The following is a 16,677-nucleotide window of genomic DNA, read 5'->3' on the forward strand; positions in this document are numbered from 1 at the left end:
GGTTCTCCTTAAGCGGGCTGACAGGCTGCGTGATACTGCTGCAACACATCCTGAATATGGTCAATCAGCAGGGCATGGGGCGTGGCCGACAGCTGACCCTGACGCACTTTGGCATATTGCAGCGGCAGGTACTGGCTAATCAGCGGCAGCGGCAAGGTGGTGTCGCCGAGGTTACGGATCAGCTGGCTAAAGGCGTCGCTGATCTGCTTATCCGGCCAGTAGTACCGTACGCGGTCCGAATAGCTGTAACCGCGCGCCAGACGGCGGGTAAAACTATCGCCGTGGTAATGGCTTTGCCAGTAGTCGGGTTTGTCGAGCATCACCCCTTCCAGCACCGCGCGCAGATGAGAACCGGCTTTGGCGCTCAGCAATTCTTCTTCCATGCTGGCGAGGGAGAACAGCGCTTCGCGCAGCGCAAAAGTGAGGGCCGGACCCACTTTCAGAATGGCGAAATGATCAACCACCAGCTGACGCAGCGCCGCCGGGGTTTGATAGTCGGTGGAGTGCGCTTCAAACAAGGGGCGTCCTTCAGCTTCTGCCCACTGGCACAGCTGCTGCGCTTTTTCCGGCTGATAATCGATGATATGGGTATGGTCGAACTCCACGCCCGGCTGCACCACCAGGCCGATAATACGCGGCCACAGCTCGGAGAGACCCTGCTGTTCAAACGCGTGGTGATGGGCCAGCAGTGTCGCCTGCGCGGCTTCCGGCGTGGTCACCGCCAGCTCGGTCAGGGTTTCATGCGCGCCACCCGGCACCGGCACTTCAGTGCCGATAACGTACACCAGATCGCGGCAGCCAAAATGTTGCTGGCAGGTCGCTTCGGCAATCGCGGCAAGACGGGCAGCGCGCTGCGCGACGATGGCATCCGTCAGCGGCACCGGATCATCCGCACAGGACATGCTGCAATCGAGATGGATTTTCTTGAATCCCGCCTGCACGTAATGGGCAATCAACACTTCGGCGTGTTGCATTGCCACTTCGGCGCGCTCTTTCTGCCAGCGGTTGGGACCGAGATGGTCGCCGCCGAGAATCAGCTGGTCGCGCGGGAACTGGCAGCGATCGGCCAGCTGCCAGAGGAAATCACGAAAGTCTGCCGGGGTCATGCCGGTGTAACCGCCGGTCTGATCCACCTGGTTGGAGGTGGCTTCCACCAGCAGCGGTTGCTGGCGATCGCGGGCGAAGCACAGCGCGGCTTCCAGCACTAACGGGTGCGCTGAGCACACGGAAAAGATGCCGTTTTTTTCCCCTTGCCGATGGCGGGTGATGATTTCAGTCAGTAGTTTCACTTTACTCTCCACAGGACGAAATGCCACCCATCAGCCTTTCATAACCTTTTCTTTTGCGCGGGCAGCGAGAAATGAAAACACAATGAAAGCTAACAGAAGGCTTCAATGAAAGGCAAGGGAAAGATAACGTAAGATTGAGAAGCCTTCATCCGGTGGTTATCCGCCAGCAAGGGTTGCATTTGCCCGAAAGAAAGGTGTTAATAGCCCAATCGAAATAAAACGAAAGCTATGATTGGCAGGAACAGTGATGCAGCATTCCGATAATCCGATGGAAAAAAGCGTGGCGGCGACCAGTGAGCGACGCGAGCAGATTATTCAGCGCTTACGCCAGCAGGGCAGCGTTCAGGTCAATGATCTCTCGGCCCTTTATGGCGTCTCCACCGTTACCATCCGTAACGACCTGGCGTTTCTGGAGAAGCAGGGCATCGCGGTGCGCGTCTACGGCGGTGCGCTGATTTGCGACGGCAACAGCGGCACGGTTGAACCTTCGGTGAAAGACAAAAGTACCCTTAACGTCTCGGCGAAACGCAGCATCGCCAGCGTGGCCGCCGAGTTGATTAAACCCGGTCATCGCGTGATCCTCGATTCGGGTACCACCACCTTTGAGATCGCCCGCCATATGCGTCAGCATCAGAACGTTATCGCCATGACCAACGGCATGAACGTGGCTAACGCCCTGGTGGAAGCTGAAGGGGTTGAGGTATTGATGACCGGCGGCCATTTGCGCCGTCAGTCGCTCTCCTTTTATGGCGATCAGGCTGACCATTCGCTGCAAAACTACCATTTTGACCTGCTGTTCCTTGGCGTTGATGCCATTGATCTTGAACGCGGCATCAGCACCCACAATGAAGACGAAGCGCGGCTCAACCGTCGCATGTGCGAGGTGGCCGAACGCATCATTGTGGTCACCGACTCCAGCAAATTTAATCGTTCCAGCCTGCATAAAATCATCGATACCCAGCGCATCCATATGATCATCACCGACGACAGCATTCCGCAGAACAGCCTGGAAGGGCTGCGCAAGGCGGGCATCGAGGTGGTGCTGGTCAGCCAGTAACACGACGCGGGCGCGAACGCCCGCGTCAGCACTCAGGCAGGCTGCGCGGCTGTCAGCAGGCGATCGAGTTTTTCCCATACCGGCGCTAAATCCACCAGCTTACGCTGCTCGCGGGCTTCATCCATCGCCAGCGCCAGAATGCCAGCTTCGATGGCATCCTGCGGCGACACCGGCAGCGGCCCGCCATGCAGGACGTGATCAATCACCTCACGCGCCATCTGTTCATCGGCGCCGTAATGCTGCGACAGCGCGGTGCGGGTGGCGTACTGTTTATCCACGGTTTTTTTGCCGCTCAGCACATCGTGAACCCACAGGAAGCCGCGAATGAAATCTCCCTCGGCCTGGCCGCGTGACCCCATGATGCAGAAGCGGCGGAACTGATCCGGCGCGTTGATATTGGTATGAAAATTCAGCGCCACGCCGTTGGCGTATTCGACAATCGCCACCTGGTGGTCAACGATATCGCCGTCGCTGTCGAACACTTTGTCGTCACCCAGCCAGCCAGACGGTTTCTGGTGAAACAGCGTCATATCCTCCACGCCGTGCTGACGCGGATCATTTTCCGGCACAAAGTTGCGACGGCCGCCGAAGCTGGCGACGCGCATCGGGCGAGCGCCGATCAGGCTGTTGTAGAGATCGAGGTCATGGCAGCATTTTTCCAGCATAAAGCTGCCGGAGTAGCGTGAATAACGCCGCCAGTCACGCATAAAAAATGCGCCGTGGTACGGATAAATATGCTCCGAGGCTTCCACCGAAACGAGGGTGCCTAACGCGCCGGACTCGCGGGCCTGTAGCACGTCGCGGTACATCGGCGCATAGCGCAGCACCAGGCCAATCAGCAGCTGATCCTGCCCGTATAGCGCCAGCAGCTCCGCCAGCTGGTAGCTTTGTTCGACGCTGGCGACCACCGGTTTTTCGCAAAATACCTTCACGCCCGCCGCCAGCCCGACACGAATATGCTCAAGGTGCAGATGGTTGGGGGAGCCAATCATCAGCAGATCGATCTGATGCGCCGCCAGCAAATCTTCCGGGGTGGCGAAAACCTCGCCTGCATCGATGTCGTGTTGCTGCAACGTCGCCAGTCCGGCCGGGGCCGGATCAACGTAGCCAACGATTTCAAACTCCGGCAGCAGGCTGCTGAACACATGCCCGAGATAACCCAGGCGAAACCCTAATCCAATGATGCCAACTTTCATGAAATGACTCTCCCGCGGTATTAACGATCGGCGATGATGATTTCGACGCCCATTTTTTCCAGGGCGCGCACGTACTGTTCGGAGATGGCGCTGTCGGTAACCAGCCGGTGAATGCGTTCGACCTCGCGGATTAAGCAAAAACTGGTGCGGCCGAACTTGCTGGAGTCAGCCACCGCGATGATTTCCCGTGAAACATCACACATGGCGCGGTTGATTTGCGCCTCTCCCAACTGGGGCGTGGTAATGCCGGAGGCCAGATCAAAGCCATCCACGCCAAGAAACAATTTGTCGAAACGATACTGGCGGATATGCTGCTCCGCTGTTGGCCCGTCAATCGACCAGGAAGCGCTGCGCACGTTGCCGCCCAGCACCATCAGATGAATGTTTTCGCGACTCGCCAGTTCGTAAGCGATGTTGATGGCGTTGGTCATCACCACCAGATCCTTTTTCGCTTCCAGGTGCTTGGTCATCAGACTGGTGGTGGAGCCGGAGTCGATGATCACCGCCTCGCCGTCATTGATCAGCCCGGCGGCGGCTTTGGCGATGGCGAATTTGACGTCGCGATTGATTTTGCCTTTGTCTTCCAGCGGACGGTCAAAGACAAACTGACGATTAAGCTGTGCGCCGCCATAGCCGCGAATAGCGCAGCCGCTTCGCTCCAGCCAGCGCAGGTCGTTGCGGATGGTGACCGAACTGACGTTGTAGCGTTCACTGAGATCTTCCACCCGCACCACGCCTTCGCGCCGCAGCTGTTCAATGATCGATTCACGGCGTTGCTCGGTATTGATCATACGCACTCCCTCTGAACGTCGTTAAGTAGCGCCGCACCGCGCACGCCGCTGCTGTCGCCATACACCGGAGCGAGGATCGCCGCTGGCGGGCTGATGGCAAATAAGCCCTCGCGCATGGCAGTCGGCAGCAGCGGATAGATTTCAGGAATATTGGACAGGCCGCCGCCCAGTACAAAGGCGTCGATATCCAGCATCATTTGTAATCCGGCCAGCGCGCTGGCGAGGATGTCGATAAAGATGGCGAACAGCTGCTGCGCCAGCGGGTCCTGCTGACGATAGCTGGTCATCAGTTCAGGCAGATTGCGCGCCGGATGGCCAAAATGCTGGCTCAGCGCCAGCAGGCCGCGCCCGGAGACATAGCGTTCGTAGCATTCGCGCAGGCCGCAATTACAGGCGAATGAAGGCAGCTGATAACGCTGCATCAGACGAGCGGGCACCGGCAGATGGCCCCATTCGCCCGCCATGCCGTGCCTGCCACGGAACAGCTGCTTATCCACCACCAGGCCACCGCCCGCACCGGTGCCAATGATCACGCCAAACACCACCGAATACGCGCGGGTCTGCGGCGATTGCGCTTCCGATAACGCAAAGCAGTGGCAATCATTGCCGATCACCACCGGCCGGTTGAGCAGCGTTTCCAGATCGCGCTTCAGGTTGCGCCCGGTCAGGCAGGGCACATTGGCGGAGAGCTGTTGCTGCGTCTGCGGATCGGTGATGCCAGGCATCCCGATGCCCACTTTGCCTTTGCAGCCGAACTGCTGGTCGGCGTCATGGGTCAGCGCCACCAGGCAATTGAGAAAGGCGCTGTAGTCCTCGCCAGGCGTGGCTACGCGCTGGCGCAGCACCTGCTGCATTCTGTCGTCGTAGGCGGCGATCTCAATTTTCGTGCCGCCGATATCAAATCCGTAACGCATGCATTTTTTCCCGCTCTGGTCAGGCAACCGGACGCAGCACGCGCCCGTGGGTGATATCAAACAGGTGGGCGTAATCCATCGCCAGCCGCAGGCCGATACGCTCGCCGGGCTGCGCCGCCCAGTCAGGCGACGAGGGCAAACGCGCGACAAAGTGACGGCCCGCCACATCGCAATGCACGATCTCCTCATTACCCATATGCTCAACGGTTTGTACCGTGGCTGGCAGCGCATCAGGTGCATCGGCGGTGGTGATCAGCACCTGTTCCGGGCGAATGCCGAGACAGATTTGTTGTTCACCGTAACCGTGGAGACGCGCTGCCACCGCGGCAGGCAGCACCACATGCCCGGCATCGCCGAACGACAGCGCCAGCTGCTCGCCGGTGCGCACAATCGGCAGGTCGTGCAGGTTCATCGCCGGGCTGCCGATAAAGGCCGCCACGAATTTGTTGGCGGGCTGGTGATAAAGCGTCACCGGTTTATCCACCTGCTGGATCACGCCGCGATCCAGTACGCAGATGCGATCGCCCATCGTCATGGCTTCCACCTGATCGTGGGTGACGTAAACCATGGTAGAGGGCAGACCTTCCGCCTTAAGCTGCTGGTGCAGATTGATCAGGTGCAGACGCATCGACACGCGCAGTTTGGCGTCGAGATTCGATAAGGGTTCGTCAAACAGGAACACGCGCGGGCGGCGCACGATAGCGCGACCCAGCGCCACGCGTTGGCACTGTCCGCCCGACAGCTGGCCCGGCTTGCGCTCCAGCAGATGGCTGATCTCCAGGTTTTCGGCCGCTTCGCGCACCCGGCGATCGATCTCCTCGCGCGGCATTTTGCCGCTCAGGCTGAACGCCATATTTTTGTACACCGTCATATGCGGGTAGAGCGCGTAGTTCTGGAACACCATCGCCACTTCGCGATCTTTGGGTAACACCTGATTGACGCAGCGGTTCTGGATAACGATTTCACCTTCACTGACGCTCTCCAGCCCGGCGATCATGCGCAGCAGCGTCGATTTGGCACAGCCCGATGGCCCGACAAACACCATAAACTCGCCTTCCTGAATGGAAAGCTCGATACCGTGCAGCGCCTGGAAGCCGTTAGGATAAATTTTCTTCACATCATGCAATTGAATGCCAGACATAGCTGCTTCCTCGTAGTGGGGTGAATTACCCTTTGACTCCGGCGCTGGCGATCCCCTGGATGAAATAGCGCTGGAAAAAGATGAATAAAATCAGCATCGGCAGTACCGCCATCAGCGCGCCAGCCATCAGCATCGGATAGGGCACCCCGGCACGGCTGGCGAGCGACGCCAGCCCGACCGGCAGGGTCAGTTTGTCAACGCTGGTATTAACGATCAGCGGCCACATCAGGTTGTTCCAGCTCCACAGGCCGTTAATGATGATGCAGGCAATCAAACCCGGACGGATCAGCGGCAGCAGAATGCGCCAGAAGATGGCGAAGTGGTTATACCCATCCAGCAACGCCGCTTCTTCCAGCTCGCGCGGCACGCCCAGGAAGAACTGACGCAGCAGAAAGGTCGCGTAGATACTGAAGATGCCGGGCAGAATGAGGCCGCTCAGGGTGTTCACCAGACCCAGTTTCTGCACGATCAGAAACTGCGGGATAAGAAACGCCTGCGCCGGGACCATCAGGATCGATACGCACAACATAAACACCGTATCGCGACCGCGAAACGTCAGGCGCGAGAAGCCGTAGGCTGCCATCGCCGCAATCAGCATTTGCAGGGCAACGGTGAAGAAGGTGTAAAGAAACGAGTTGAGGTAAAAGGTGGTAAACGGGATCTCGGTCAGAATGCGATGGTAAGCCTGCAATGAGGGATGCTCAGGCAGGATCGCCAGCGGGATACGGATACTTTCCGGCTGCGTTTTCAGCGAGGTCAGCAGCATCCAGATAAAGGGCACCAGCGAGATCAGGCTGGCCAGCGTCATCAGCGCGTAAACGGTCAGACGGCGGATCTTTTCCTGATGCTGGCGGCTGTGCCACGCCAGTTCTTCTGAACGGGTAAATGTGCTCATCTCAGGTAACCTTAATTTTTTTACCAATAAACATTTGTACCAGGCTAATCACCAGCGTCACGGCAAAAAGAATCACCGCAATCGCCGAGGCGTAGCCTTTTTCCTGTAAATAAAACGCGTATTTATAAAACAGGAAGGTCACGGTCATCGCGTCGCTTTCGATCATCGAGCGATCAAACATTAAGAAGATCACATCAAAGATTTGCAGCACTTCGATAAAACTCATGATCGACACGAAAAACAGCGTCGGCAGCATCAGCGGTAAGGTAATAAAGAAGAAGCGGCGCAGCGTGCCAATGCCATCAATGTCGGCGGCTTCGTACACCTGACGCGGAATATTTTGCAATCCGGCCAGCAGAATAATGATTTTTAACGCCAGCGATGACCAGATGATAATAATCGACACGCTGATATGGACCACTTTGGGGTCGGAAAGCCAGTCAACCGAGCCGATACCGATAAATCCCAGCAGATGGTTTACCAGGCCGAAATCGCCGTTGAACAACCATTGCCACACCATCGCGACCGCTGCGGGCATGGTGATGGCGGGCAGGAACAGCAGGGTGCGGAACAGCGTCTTGCCGCGAATCGGCTGGTTCAGCCCGATAGCCAGCAGCAGCGACAGCGCCAGACTGACCGGCACGCACACCACCACATAAAATAGCGTGTTGAACGCGGCGGTATAAAAATCATCGTCGCTGAACAGATCGCGATAATTATCCAGGCTCACTTCGGTCCAGTTCATAAACTGGTTTAAATCGGTAAAGCTATAAAAAAAGGTCTGGAGAAACGGAATAAAATAAAAAACCAGCAGGCCGATAACCAGCGGAGCGATCATTATCCAGCCCCAGAAACGCTCGGCTCGTTCCAGACTACTGACATTCTTCAGCGTTTTAACCGCCGGGATATCCACGGTAACGGGTGAGATATTTTCCATCTTTATCGGCTCCGAAATCAGGAACAGGGCGGGGACACAAAATGCCCCCGCATGGCAGTATTACTTTTCCATCACCCGGCTGATTTTCTTCACCGATTTATCCATCTCTTCTTTGGCATCCGCGCCCATAAAGATTTTCTTCAGGCTGCTGATCCACATATTTTGCCACTTCGGCGTGTTGGTACCGGCGGTGGGATACGCGGTAGCGTGGTCCAGCGCGTGCAGATAGGCGGTGACATCCACCTGCTTGATGTTGGCGGCCCAGGCGGGCATCGCTTGTTTGTTCGCCGGGATAACCGCGGCGGCCAGTTCTTCCTGCGAGGATTTCTGCGCCATAAAGGAGATATAACGCCAGGCGGCATCTTTATGTTTGCCGTTGGCATACAGCGCGAAGCCGAGGCTGTGCGCCACACCGGCGGCTTTATCGATGACTGGCATCTCAATCACGCCAATGTGATCGTTAATCTGCGGGTTGCTGGCGAAGGGGGCGGCCTGCCAGGAACCGGCGTAGACCATCGCCGCACGGTTGGAGGTGAACACCGCATCGGTTTTCAGCTCGCTCATCTGGTTGGCGGAGGGCAGCAGACCGGATTTCATCATTTGCTGCAATTGCTGATAAACCCAGATGGCGTTATCGCTGGCGATATCGGTCGGCTGGCCGTTGCCTGGCACGATATGCACGCCTTTCTGATACAGCAGGTTCAGGTAGCTCTCCTGACCGTCGTTACTCAGGTCCATATACAGCGGGAAGGCATCACCTTTCAGTTTTGCTTTCAGCGCGCTGGCGGTGGTTTGCAGATCGTTCCAGTTCCAGCCTGCTTTCGGGTAGCTGACACCCGCCTGATCAAACAGTTTTTTGTTGTACCAGACGGCAATCGCATCCACATCACGCGGGATTGCCATCTGCTGGCCGTCAAACTGATAGGCCTTCACCGAGCTGGCAACGATATTGTTCAGATCGACAGATTTGTCGTTCAGGTAGCTGTTAAGCGGCGCCAGCACATGGTTCTGCGCGTACTGAATAAAGTAGGGCATGTTGACCCAGAAGATGTCCGGCGCAACGCCACCGGCGACCGCAGAATCGAGTTTGACGAAATATTGCGAGGCGGGGACCACTTCGATATCAATATTGATATCCGGATTGGCTTTTTCAAAAGATTGCGCAATTTTTTCTTCCGCAGGAAGTTGATTTCGATCCCAAATTGCATAACGCAGCGTTATTTTATCTGCGGCCTGGCTGAGTGCAGGAATTAAAAGAGCAACGGCTAATGCGATTCCGGTAATTACTGGCCTGACATGAGACTTATTGTTTTTTGCAGACAGCATGACACAACCCTCATCAAAAGAAGTATTTCGCTGGAAAGACCGGTGTTGGTGATTAAATTTGTAAACCATCCGTAATCTGGCTGTCAACAACGAAAAAGTGTAAGCGTGATCGGTAAATTTGCTTTCGATCTTTCGAAATCGAAAGGGTTTCAGGCGGAAATTTGTCAGCCTTTCGTGTCAGAAACAGTGAATCGAAAGACGGGGCGGAGGGTAATGATCTAATTAGCAAGGCTTTTTTTCTGACGACCCAGGAGGATTCATAAAGGATAAATCGCAGTAATTAAAAGGCATGTAATTACTTTATTTCCGGCTAACTTTCAGTGTTCGCAGGAAAATATTATGTTTTGCGAGCTGCGTCATCTTATTTTCTTATTACCTTTCTTTTCTATTTTTTCTTGCCAACTTGCGTGTTATTAAATTGCCAACTGATAACTGTGAAAGGGATGAACCATGACGTTACATCTGCGGCTGACTTCGTCGCTGGAAAAAATGTTCCAGCAAAAAACCATTTCAGAGGTAAAGCATCTGAACGATGCCAGCATCCTCGCCAATGAAACTTTCTCGTTTCAGGCGCAATATTTTCTCGCCTCCACGGAACGTAAAACCCGACGTACGCTGCAATGGTCAGTAACCAGCGATCTGTTGCCGTGGTTGCAGCTGTATCAGGTGACGTCAGTACCGGGCCATTTACCCTGTTACCAGACCGTCGATGACCATTATCTGACCACCGAACCGGGCCTGTTCCCCGACCTGCTGATGCCGCTCACCGGCGCGACGGTACAGATCACCTGTAACTATCAGGGCGCGCTGTGGTTGTGCCTGACGCCGCCGCCCGAAGGACTTCCCGCAGGCGATCACCGCATTACGCTGCGCCTGCACGATAGCCAGGATGAGAGCCTGACAAGCGAAGTCAGCCTGCAACTCCAGGTTTTGCCAGCCTCCTTACCTGCGCAGCAGCTTTATCACACCGAATGGATCCATACCGATTGTCTGGCCGATTATTACCGCGTGCCGGTGTTCAGCGAGAGCTACTGGGAAGCGGTGCGCAAATTTGTGCAAAGCGCGGTGGCGCATGGCGTCAATATGATGCTGACGCCGCTGTTTACGCCGCCGCTCGATACCGCGCCGGGCAGCGTGCGCACCGAGGTCCAGCTGGTCGATGTCTACGATGACGGCAAGGGCGGCTATCGCTTTGGTTTTGATCGTCTGGCGCGCTGGGTGGATTTATGCCGCGAAGAGGGGATTCGCGACTTTGAGATTGCCCACTTTTTTACCCAGTGGGGAGCGAAACACGCGCCGCATGTCGCCGTGCAGCTGGCGGATGGCAGTCGTGAAGCGCGCTTTGGCTGGCATACCGATGCCTTCGGTGACGGCTGGCGTCAGTTCCTTGGCGCGTTCCTGCCGCAGGTAACGGCGTGGTTTAAGCAGCAGGGATTGCAGGATCGCGTCTGGTTCCATATTTCTGATGAACCTAACGATCAGCATCTGGAAAACTACCGCAAAGCCAGCGAGTTGCTGCGTCCGCTGATTCCGGGCTACCGCACGCTGGATGCGCTGTCGGATTACGATTTTTATCGCCTTGGACTGGTGGAAAAACCGGTAACCGCGTCCGACCACCTTGAACCTTTCCTTGAGAATCAGGTGCCGGGACAATGGACCTACTACTGCTGCGCGCAATATCTCGATGTTGCCAACCGGTTTATGGCGCAGCCGTCGGTGCGTAACCGTATCCTCGGCGTGCAGCTCTATCTCTACCGCATCGAGGGCTTTTTGCACTGGGGCTTTAACTTCTACAACAGCGAGCTGTCGCGCGAAGCGATCGATCCGTTTGCGGTGACGGATGGCTTGCAGGCGTTTCCGGCTGGCGATCCTTTCCTGGTCTATCCCGGTAAAGCGTTTGAGCCGTTGCCATCCATTCGCCTGAAGGTCATGCATGAGGCGTTGCAGGATTTGCGCGCGTTACAGCTGCTGGAAACCTTGCAGGGGCGGGCCGCCGTGGAGGCGCTGATCGAGACGATGCTGGGGATGCATATTACCTTTAAAGCGTGGCCCGCGGAGGCGGAGAAATTATTGCAGCTGCGGGCCGAGGTGAATCGGCGCATCGCGGAGATGACGGCGTAAGCGGCTGACAGCCCAGGTCGGAAAACCTGGGCTGATTGCTTAATGGTGAATGATCTGATCGAGGAAATTTCTGGCGCGCGGCGATACCGGGGCGGTAAAGAAGGTTTCGGTGTCGGTGTCTTCGATGATTTCACCGCCGTCCATAAAGATGATACGGTCGGCGATCCTGCGCGCAAATCCCAGCTCATGAGTGACGCAGCACATGGTCATACCTTCCGCCGCCAGCTCTGCCATCACCGCCAGCACTTCAGCGACCATCTCCGGGTCGAGCGCGGAAGTGGGTTCATCAAACAGCATCACCCGTGGATTCATCGCCAGCGCCCTGGCGATCGCCACACGCTGCTGCTGCCCTCCCGACAGCTGCGCCGGGTATTTATGGCCATGCCGCTCCAGCCCGACGCGATGCAATAACTCCTGCGCCTTATGCAGCGCTTCGACGCGGTTGCGCCGGAGAATGCGCATCTGCGGCACCAGCAGGTTATCGATGACCGTCATATGGGGGAATAACTCGAACGACTGAAAAACCATGCCGACCTGCTGACGCAGGCTGGTCAGATTGGTTTTTTTGTCACTCAGCATCATGCCATCAACATCAATTTCGCCGCGCTGAAAGGGTTCCAGCGCGTTGATGCATTTGATTAAGGTGGATTTACCGGAACCGGAAGGGCCGCAAATCACCACCACTTCCCCTTTCTGAATGGTCAGCGAGCAGTTTTTCAGTACCGGCAGCTGACCATAATATTTCGACAGATTTTTAATGGCGATCATGCGTTTTTCTCCTGCAAAAGGGTTAACAGGCTATTCGCCACGATGCGGGTGGCGCGGCGTACATCATCAAGATGAACGCGCTCATCCGCACGGTGTCCATTCGCCTCAAGGAAACTGCGTGGCCCGGCGCCATACATAATGGTGGGAATGCCGGCGTCACTGTAAAGACGCGCATCGGTATATAACGGCAGTCCGACTAACGGGATCGGTTCCTGCATTACCTCTGCGGCTTGCTGGCTAAAGATATGGGCCAGCGCGATGCTGGCGGGCGACGAGGTAAAAGGGCGCGCCAGCAGGATGCGCTTCACGTTGCAGGTAATGCCGGTTAATTGCTGCTGCACCCTGTTAATCAGCGCGAGTAATTCCTGTTCAACCGCTTCCGGGTTCTCTTCCGGGATAATGCGGCGATCGAGGCGGATAACCATATTATCCGCGACCACATTGGTGTTAATGCCGCCCTCTACCAGACCAATCACCAGCGTCGGGGAATCAATGCCGTCGACCGAAGAGTGTGTCTCCGCCAGTGAATCGCGATATTGATATAGCGCGCTCATCAGGCGGTTCCCGGCTTCGATGGCATCGCATCCGCTGGCAGGAAACGCGGCATGGGCGGATTTGCCCTGAATCGTGACTTCCAGATGTAAACACCCGTTGTGGGCGGTGACGACAAAATAGCTGAGCGCAGCGCATACCACGTAATCCGGCCTGGTGATGCCGTTGGCCAGCAGCCAGCCGGGGCCGGTTGCGCCGCCGGTTTCTTCGTCGTACGTCATATGCAGCTCAACGGTGCCGTTCAGGGCGACGCCGCTGTGAATCAGGGCCAGCAGCGCGTAGGTGTAGGTGGTGATATCGGATTTCGATACCGCTGCGCCGCGTCCGTACAGCCAGCCATCTTCGATCTCCGCGCCATAAGGATCTTTGCTCCAGCCGCCGCCGGGCGGCACCACGTCACCATGCGCGTTGAGGGCGACGGTTGGACCCGGCCCGAAACGATGACGGACGATCACATTGGTGGCGCTGCGCATCCCGGCGGCCTGCACCACCTCATCCGGCACCGTATAGGTTTCCACTTCCAGCCCCAGCGCGCGCAGCAGCTGCGCCGTCATCAGCGCGTGGGGCGTGCAATCGCCGGGTGGATTATCCGACGGCATCTGCACCAGCTTCCTGAGCATCTCAACCTGTTCGGCGAAATGGTGCTCAATCCATGTGGCGACACGTTGTTTACTCATTGACTGCAATCCTGTGATGATTGAAACGGGAAATGTGGTAAGGCGACAGGTCGATATCACTGCTGCCGCGCAGAATTTGTTGTGCCAGGCTGTGCGCCACCACCGGCGACAGGGTGTAACCGTTGGAGGTCACGGCGTGGTAAAAACCGGGCACGCCGGGCAGTTCGCCAACGATCGGCGCGCCATCAATATTGATGTTCATACCGGCCCAGCTGCGCACCATATGCAGGCCACTCAGGGCGGGCAGCACCTGATTCGCCACCCATAAATTGCCCTCAATGCTCTCCCGCAGCGGCTGATTCATGCGCATCGCCGGGTTGAACTGCGCGCTCCAGCCGCCGCCAATTAATAAACTGCCGTGCGCAGTCTGCTTCAGGCTGAGGTGGCGTCCGGCATGGGCAATCAAATGATCGATAAGCGGCGTGGCGCGCTCGGTCACCACCATTTGTAATGGCGCACCTTTCACCGGCACGCTGGCGCCGACCATCTCACCAACTTTCGCCGCCCAGGCACCGGCAGCATTGATCACGCGCCGGGCCTCAATCACGCCACGGCTGGTTTGCACGCGAAAGCCACCGTGGGACAGGGCTTCAATCGCCATCACGTCGGTGCCGCGCTGAAAGCGCGCCCCCGCGTCACCTGCCAGCTGGTTAACCACATAGGTAGCGCGCAGCGGGTTGATTTTTCCCTCCATCGGGCAGAATTCTGCGCCGATTAACTGCGGGGAGAGATGTGGGGAAAGCCGGGCCAGCTCAGCGGCATCCAGCAGGGTGGCCTCGATACCGTAACGGCGTTCCAGCGCAATCTTTTGCTCCAGAAAGCGCATCTCCTGCGCGGTTTCCGCCACCATCAGGCCGCCGGTAATTTTGATCTCCAGCGACTGGCCGCTGGCGGCCTCCAGCTCCTGCCACAGCCGGACAGATGCCGGTCCCAGCGGCAGCGTTTGCGCGGCCGGGCCGCCGCCTTGTTCCGCCTTCGCGCCGAAATCAAACGACAACAGCTGTACATGCAGGCTGCCCGCATTGGCGCCGGACGCCTGTAAATTGATATCGTCGCGTTCCACCACCAGAACATCCGCGCCGCCGCGCGCGAGGTAGTAGCCGAGGCAGTTACCCATCACGCCACCACCGATAACCAGTACGTCGGTTTTCTGCCGTCCCAGCGGGGAGGATTCGACGGGACGCGCAAGGTTAGGGGTGATGGCCGGTTTGTGCCCGCCCCATTCCTGTTTTTCATAGGTCAGGGCGGCAATCGGCACCGGACGTACCGGAAAGCGCGGCGCATAAAATCCACCGGTATGCGCGGGCCGTCCGGTCATTTCGCTGACCAGTTGGGCCACCATCCCCGAACAGGTGCGTCCCTGACACAGCCCCATGCCGCTACGCAGGTTGCGTTTCAGCGCGGCGGGGGTATCCATGCCCTGGCTGATGGTGCTGCGTAAGCTGCCAAGGGTGATGTTTTCGCAGCGGCAAATCACGGTTTCATCCGCCAGCGATTGCAGGCTGACCGGCGGTGCCTGATACACCTGCCACAGCGCCTGCTGAAAGGTTTCTGCCTGAGCGAGACGCGACTGGATTTGGCTGATATCAATGTCCTCAACCTTTTTCCCCAGGGCGGTGAGCGCGCGGATGCCCGCCAGCTGACCGCGCGCCTGGGCCACCACTGCGCCGCCCAGTTTCGCGCCATCACCCACCACATACACGCCCGCCACGCTGGTTGCGCCGCTGGCATCGGTTTTTATCACCGGGGTGCTGAATGGCGTAGTAGCAAGCTGCTGTTCGCAACCCAGCGAACGCGCCAGATCGCTGGCGGGAATAAAGCCATGGCCGAGGCAGAGCACATCACACGAAATTTCCCGGCCCGAGCCGGGCACCCGCTGGCCATGCTCATCCACCTGCATCACGGTGATACGTTCTAAACGATCCTGACCATGTGCGGCGACGACTTCATAGCCCCAGCGTACCGGAACACGATTTTTCTTCAGAATTGAAAGATAGTGGCGGCCCTGCAACAACAAGGCGGGGGCGGTTTTCGCCATAGTGAGGATCTGCCGCAGCGATCGGAAGCCCGGTGCCGGTGCACGCTCCAGCACTTCCGTCACTTTGCCGTGACTGGCAACCAGCTCGGCCGCAAATTGCAAATTGAGTGGCCCGTTACCGCTGACCACCACGTTTTCGCCAGGGATCACACGATAGGCTTTCGCCAGGGTCTGACCGGCGCCGGTGGTCATAACGCCGGGCAGCGTCCAGCCGGGAAAAGGAACCGGACGCTCATAGGCGCCGGTGGCAATGATCAGTTGTTTGGGACGGACCAGCAGCAGGCGATCCTGGTGCAGCACCGCGATTTCCTGCGCAGAGAAGGCCGCCCATACCGTGGCCTGTTGCAGTATCTCTGCGCCAGCGGCACGCACTTCGGCCAGTAATTTGCTGCCTGCGCGCCATTGCTGCGGCGCTTTACCGTGCAGGATATGCGAGGGTGCCAGCGGCTTAAAAAACTGTCCGCCGCTTTGCGGGCGTTCATCCAGCACGATGACCTGCGCGCCCGCCGTTGCCGCAACCAGTGCGGCGGAGAGTCCGGCAGGACCGGCGCCAAGCACCAGCAGATCGCACTGACGGGTTTCAGGGGCCGGGGTCGCGGGGGAACGGGCCAGCGGTTGGGCGGGACGTTCGCTGGAACGCTGGCTATGCACCTGCATACCGTCCTGGACGAGGGTCATGCAACTGCGCTGCGATCCTTTGCCATCCACTTCCACCACGCATTCGTAGCACGCGCCCATGCCACACCATAAACCACGTTTTTCTCCCTGCGCATCCTCGCGCAGCGCGACGATATTTTGCCGCGCGAGGGCAGCCGCAATGGTTTCATCGGGCAGCGCCGACACCGCTTTACCATCAAACCAGATGGTCAGGCCGGGGGCGACAGAAGTGATGTTTGGTGATTTGAGTTCCATAACGCTTGTGATCCGTTAGTGCTTATGTATACATTAGGTATACGGTACACAAACGGTATACAT

13 protein-coding genes are annotated in these 16,677 nt (G+C 57.6%); 2 read left to right on the forward strand and 11 right to left on the reverse strand.

Annotated elements, in window-relative coordinates:
* Nucleotides 1-8 precede the first annotated feature (8 nt).
* The gene (gene kbaZ, locus AC6I8V_RS09995; protein WP_497845708.1) at nt 9-1,289 is read right to left on the reverse strand and encodes a tagatose-bisphosphate aldolase subunit KbaZ; all 1,281 of its coding nucleotides are present in this window, start codon (nt 1,287-1,289) and stop codon (nt 9-11) included.
* 247 nt (nt 1,290-1,536) lie between these two features.
* Between kbaZ and AC6I8V_RS10000 the strand changes: the two genes are divergently transcribed.
* Nucleotides 1,537-2,346, forward strand: a complete 810-nt coding sequence (locus AC6I8V_RS10000) for a DeoR family transcriptional regulator (protein WP_497845709.1) — start codon at nt 1,537-1,539, stop codon at nt 2,344-2,346.
* Between the two features lie 32 nt (nt 2,347-2,378).
* Here AC6I8V_RS10000 and AC6I8V_RS10005 read toward each other — a convergent pair whose 3' ends face one another.
* From AC6I8V_RS10005 to AC6I8V_RS10035, 7 genes are all read right to left on the reverse strand, one after another.
* Nucleotides 2,379-3,542 carry a Gfo/Idh/MocA family protein gene (locus AC6I8V_RS10005; RefSeq protein ID WP_497845710.1) on the reverse strand — a complete coding sequence of 388 codons (1,164 nt, stop codon included), beginning with the start codon at nt 3,540-3,542 and terminating at the stop codon, nt 2,379-2,381.
* Nucleotides 3,543-3,562: 20 nt separating this feature from the next.
* Nucleotides 3,563-4,333 carry a transcriptional repressor AgaR gene (agaR, locus tag AC6I8V_RS10010; RefSeq protein ID WP_497845711.1) on the reverse strand — a complete coding sequence of 257 codons (771 nt, stop codon included), beginning with the start codon at nt 4,331-4,333 and terminating at the stop codon, nt 3,563-3,565.
* On the reverse strand, nt 4,330-5,247 hold the full coding sequence (locus AC6I8V_RS10015) for an ROK family protein (protein WP_497845713.1): 918 nt from the start codon (nt 5,245-5,247) through the stop codon (nt 4,330-4,332). Before AC6I8V_RS10015 ends, agaR begins: the two co-directional genes overlap by 4 nt.
* Before the next feature lie 19 nt (nt 5,248-5,266).
* A complete protein-coding gene (locus tag AC6I8V_RS10020; protein WP_497845714.1) occupies nt 5,267-6,388 on the reverse strand; it encodes an ABC transporter ATP-binding protein in 1,122 nt (373 codons plus the stop codon).
* Nucleotides 6,389-6,413: 25 nt separating this feature from the next.
* Entirely contained in the window at nt 6,414-7,196 is a 783-nt protein-coding gene (locus AC6I8V_RS10025; RefSeq protein ID WP_497845810.1) for a carbohydrate ABC transporter permease, read from the reverse strand.
* Nucleotides 7,197-7,284: 88 nt separating this feature from the next.
* The gene (locus AC6I8V_RS10030; protein WP_497845715.1) at nt 7,285-8,220 is read right to left on the reverse strand and encodes a carbohydrate ABC transporter permease; all 936 of its coding nucleotides are present in this window, start codon (nt 8,218-8,220) and stop codon (nt 7,285-7,287) included.
* 60 nt (nt 8,221-8,280) lie between these two features.
* A complete protein-coding gene (locus AC6I8V_RS10035; protein ID WP_497845716.1) occupies nt 8,281-9,546 on the reverse strand; it encodes an ABC transporter substrate-binding protein in 1,266 nt (421 codons plus the stop codon).
* A gap of 450 nt (nt 9,547-9,996) precedes the next feature.
* On the opposite strand from AC6I8V_RS10035, the gene AC6I8V_RS10040 reads away from it, so the two are divergent.
* Nucleotides 9,997-11,667 carry a DUF4091 domain-containing protein gene (locus AC6I8V_RS10040; RefSeq protein ID WP_497845717.1) on the forward strand — a complete coding sequence of 557 codons (1,671 nt, stop codon included), beginning with the start codon at nt 9,997-9,999 and terminating at the stop codon, nt 11,665-11,667.
* A 39-nt stretch (nt 11,668-11,706) separates the two neighbouring features.
* Here the strand turns inward: AC6I8V_RS10040 and AC6I8V_RS10045 are convergent, their stop codons facing one another.
* From AC6I8V_RS10045 to AC6I8V_RS10055, 3 genes are read right to left on the reverse strand one after another with little or no spacing between them, the layout of a single operon-like run.
* Nucleotides 11,707-12,435 (reverse strand): amino acid ABC transporter ATP-binding protein, encoded by a 729-nt coding sequence (locus AC6I8V_RS10045; protein ID WP_497845718.1) that lies wholly within the window; start codon nt 12,433-12,435, stop codon nt 11,707-11,709.
* The gene (locus AC6I8V_RS10050; RefSeq protein ID WP_497845719.1) at nt 12,432-13,664 is read right to left on the reverse strand and encodes a M20/M25/M40 family metallo-hydrolase; all 1,233 of its coding nucleotides are present in this window, start codon (nt 13,662-13,664) and stop codon (nt 12,432-12,434) included. The genes AC6I8V_RS10045 and AC6I8V_RS10050 overlap by 4 nt, the downstream gene beginning before the upstream one ends.
* A complete protein-coding gene (locus tag AC6I8V_RS10055; protein ID WP_497845720.1) occupies nt 13,657-16,614 on the reverse strand; it encodes an FAD-dependent oxidoreductase in 2,958 nt (985 codons plus the stop codon). Before AC6I8V_RS10055 ends, AC6I8V_RS10050 begins: the two co-directional genes overlap by 8 nt.
* Nucleotides 16,615-16,677 lie beyond the last annotated feature (63 nt).

This window comes from Pantoea sp. X-Soil-TKNS-1207 (assembly GCF_059730485.1).

Coding starts and splice junctions, on each gene's coding strand:
- AC6I8V_RS10000 (WP_497845709.1), top strand. CDS start 1,537: ATGCAGCATTCCGATAATCCGATGGAAAAAAGCGTGGCGGCGACCAGT.
- AC6I8V_RS10005 (WP_497845710.1), bottom strand. CDS start 3,542: ATGAAAGTTGGCATCATTGGATTAGGGTTTCGCCTGGGTTATCTCGGG.
- agaR (WP_497845711.1), bottom strand. CDS start 4,333: ATGATCAATACCGAGCAACGCCGTGAATCGATCATTGAACAGCTGCGG.
- AC6I8V_RS10015 (WP_497845713.1), bottom strand. CDS start 5,247: ATGCGTTACGGATTTGATATCGGCGGCACGAAAATTGAGATCGCCGCC.
- AC6I8V_RS10020 (WP_497845714.1), bottom strand. CDS start 6,388: ATGTCTGGCATTCAATTGCATGATGTGAAGAAAATTTATCCTAACGGC.
- AC6I8V_RS10025 (WP_497845810.1), bottom strand. CDS start 7,196: ATGACGCTGGCCAGCCTGATCTCGCTGGTGCCCTTTATCTGGATGCTG.
- AC6I8V_RS10030 (WP_497845715.1), bottom strand. CDS start 8,220: ATGGAAAATATCTCACCCGTTACCGTGGATATCCCGGCGGTTAAAACG.
- AC6I8V_RS10035 (WP_497845716.1), bottom strand. CDS start 9,546: ATGCTGTCTGCAAAAAACAATAAGTCTCATGTCAGGCCAGTAATTACC.
- AC6I8V_RS10040 (WP_497845717.1), top strand. CDS start 9,997: ATGACGTTACATCTGCGGCTGACTTCGTCGCTGGAAAAAATGTTCCAG.
- AC6I8V_RS10045 (WP_497845718.1), bottom strand. CDS start 12,435: ATGATCGCCATTAAAAATCTGTCGAAATATTATGGTCAGCTGCCGGTA.
- AC6I8V_RS10050 (WP_497845719.1), bottom strand. CDS start 13,664: ATGAGTAAACAACGTGTCGCCACATGGATTGAGCACCATTTCGCCGAA.
- AC6I8V_RS10055 (WP_497845720.1), bottom strand. CDS start 16,614: ATGGAACTCAAATCACCAAACATCACTTCTGTCGCCCCCGGCCTGACC.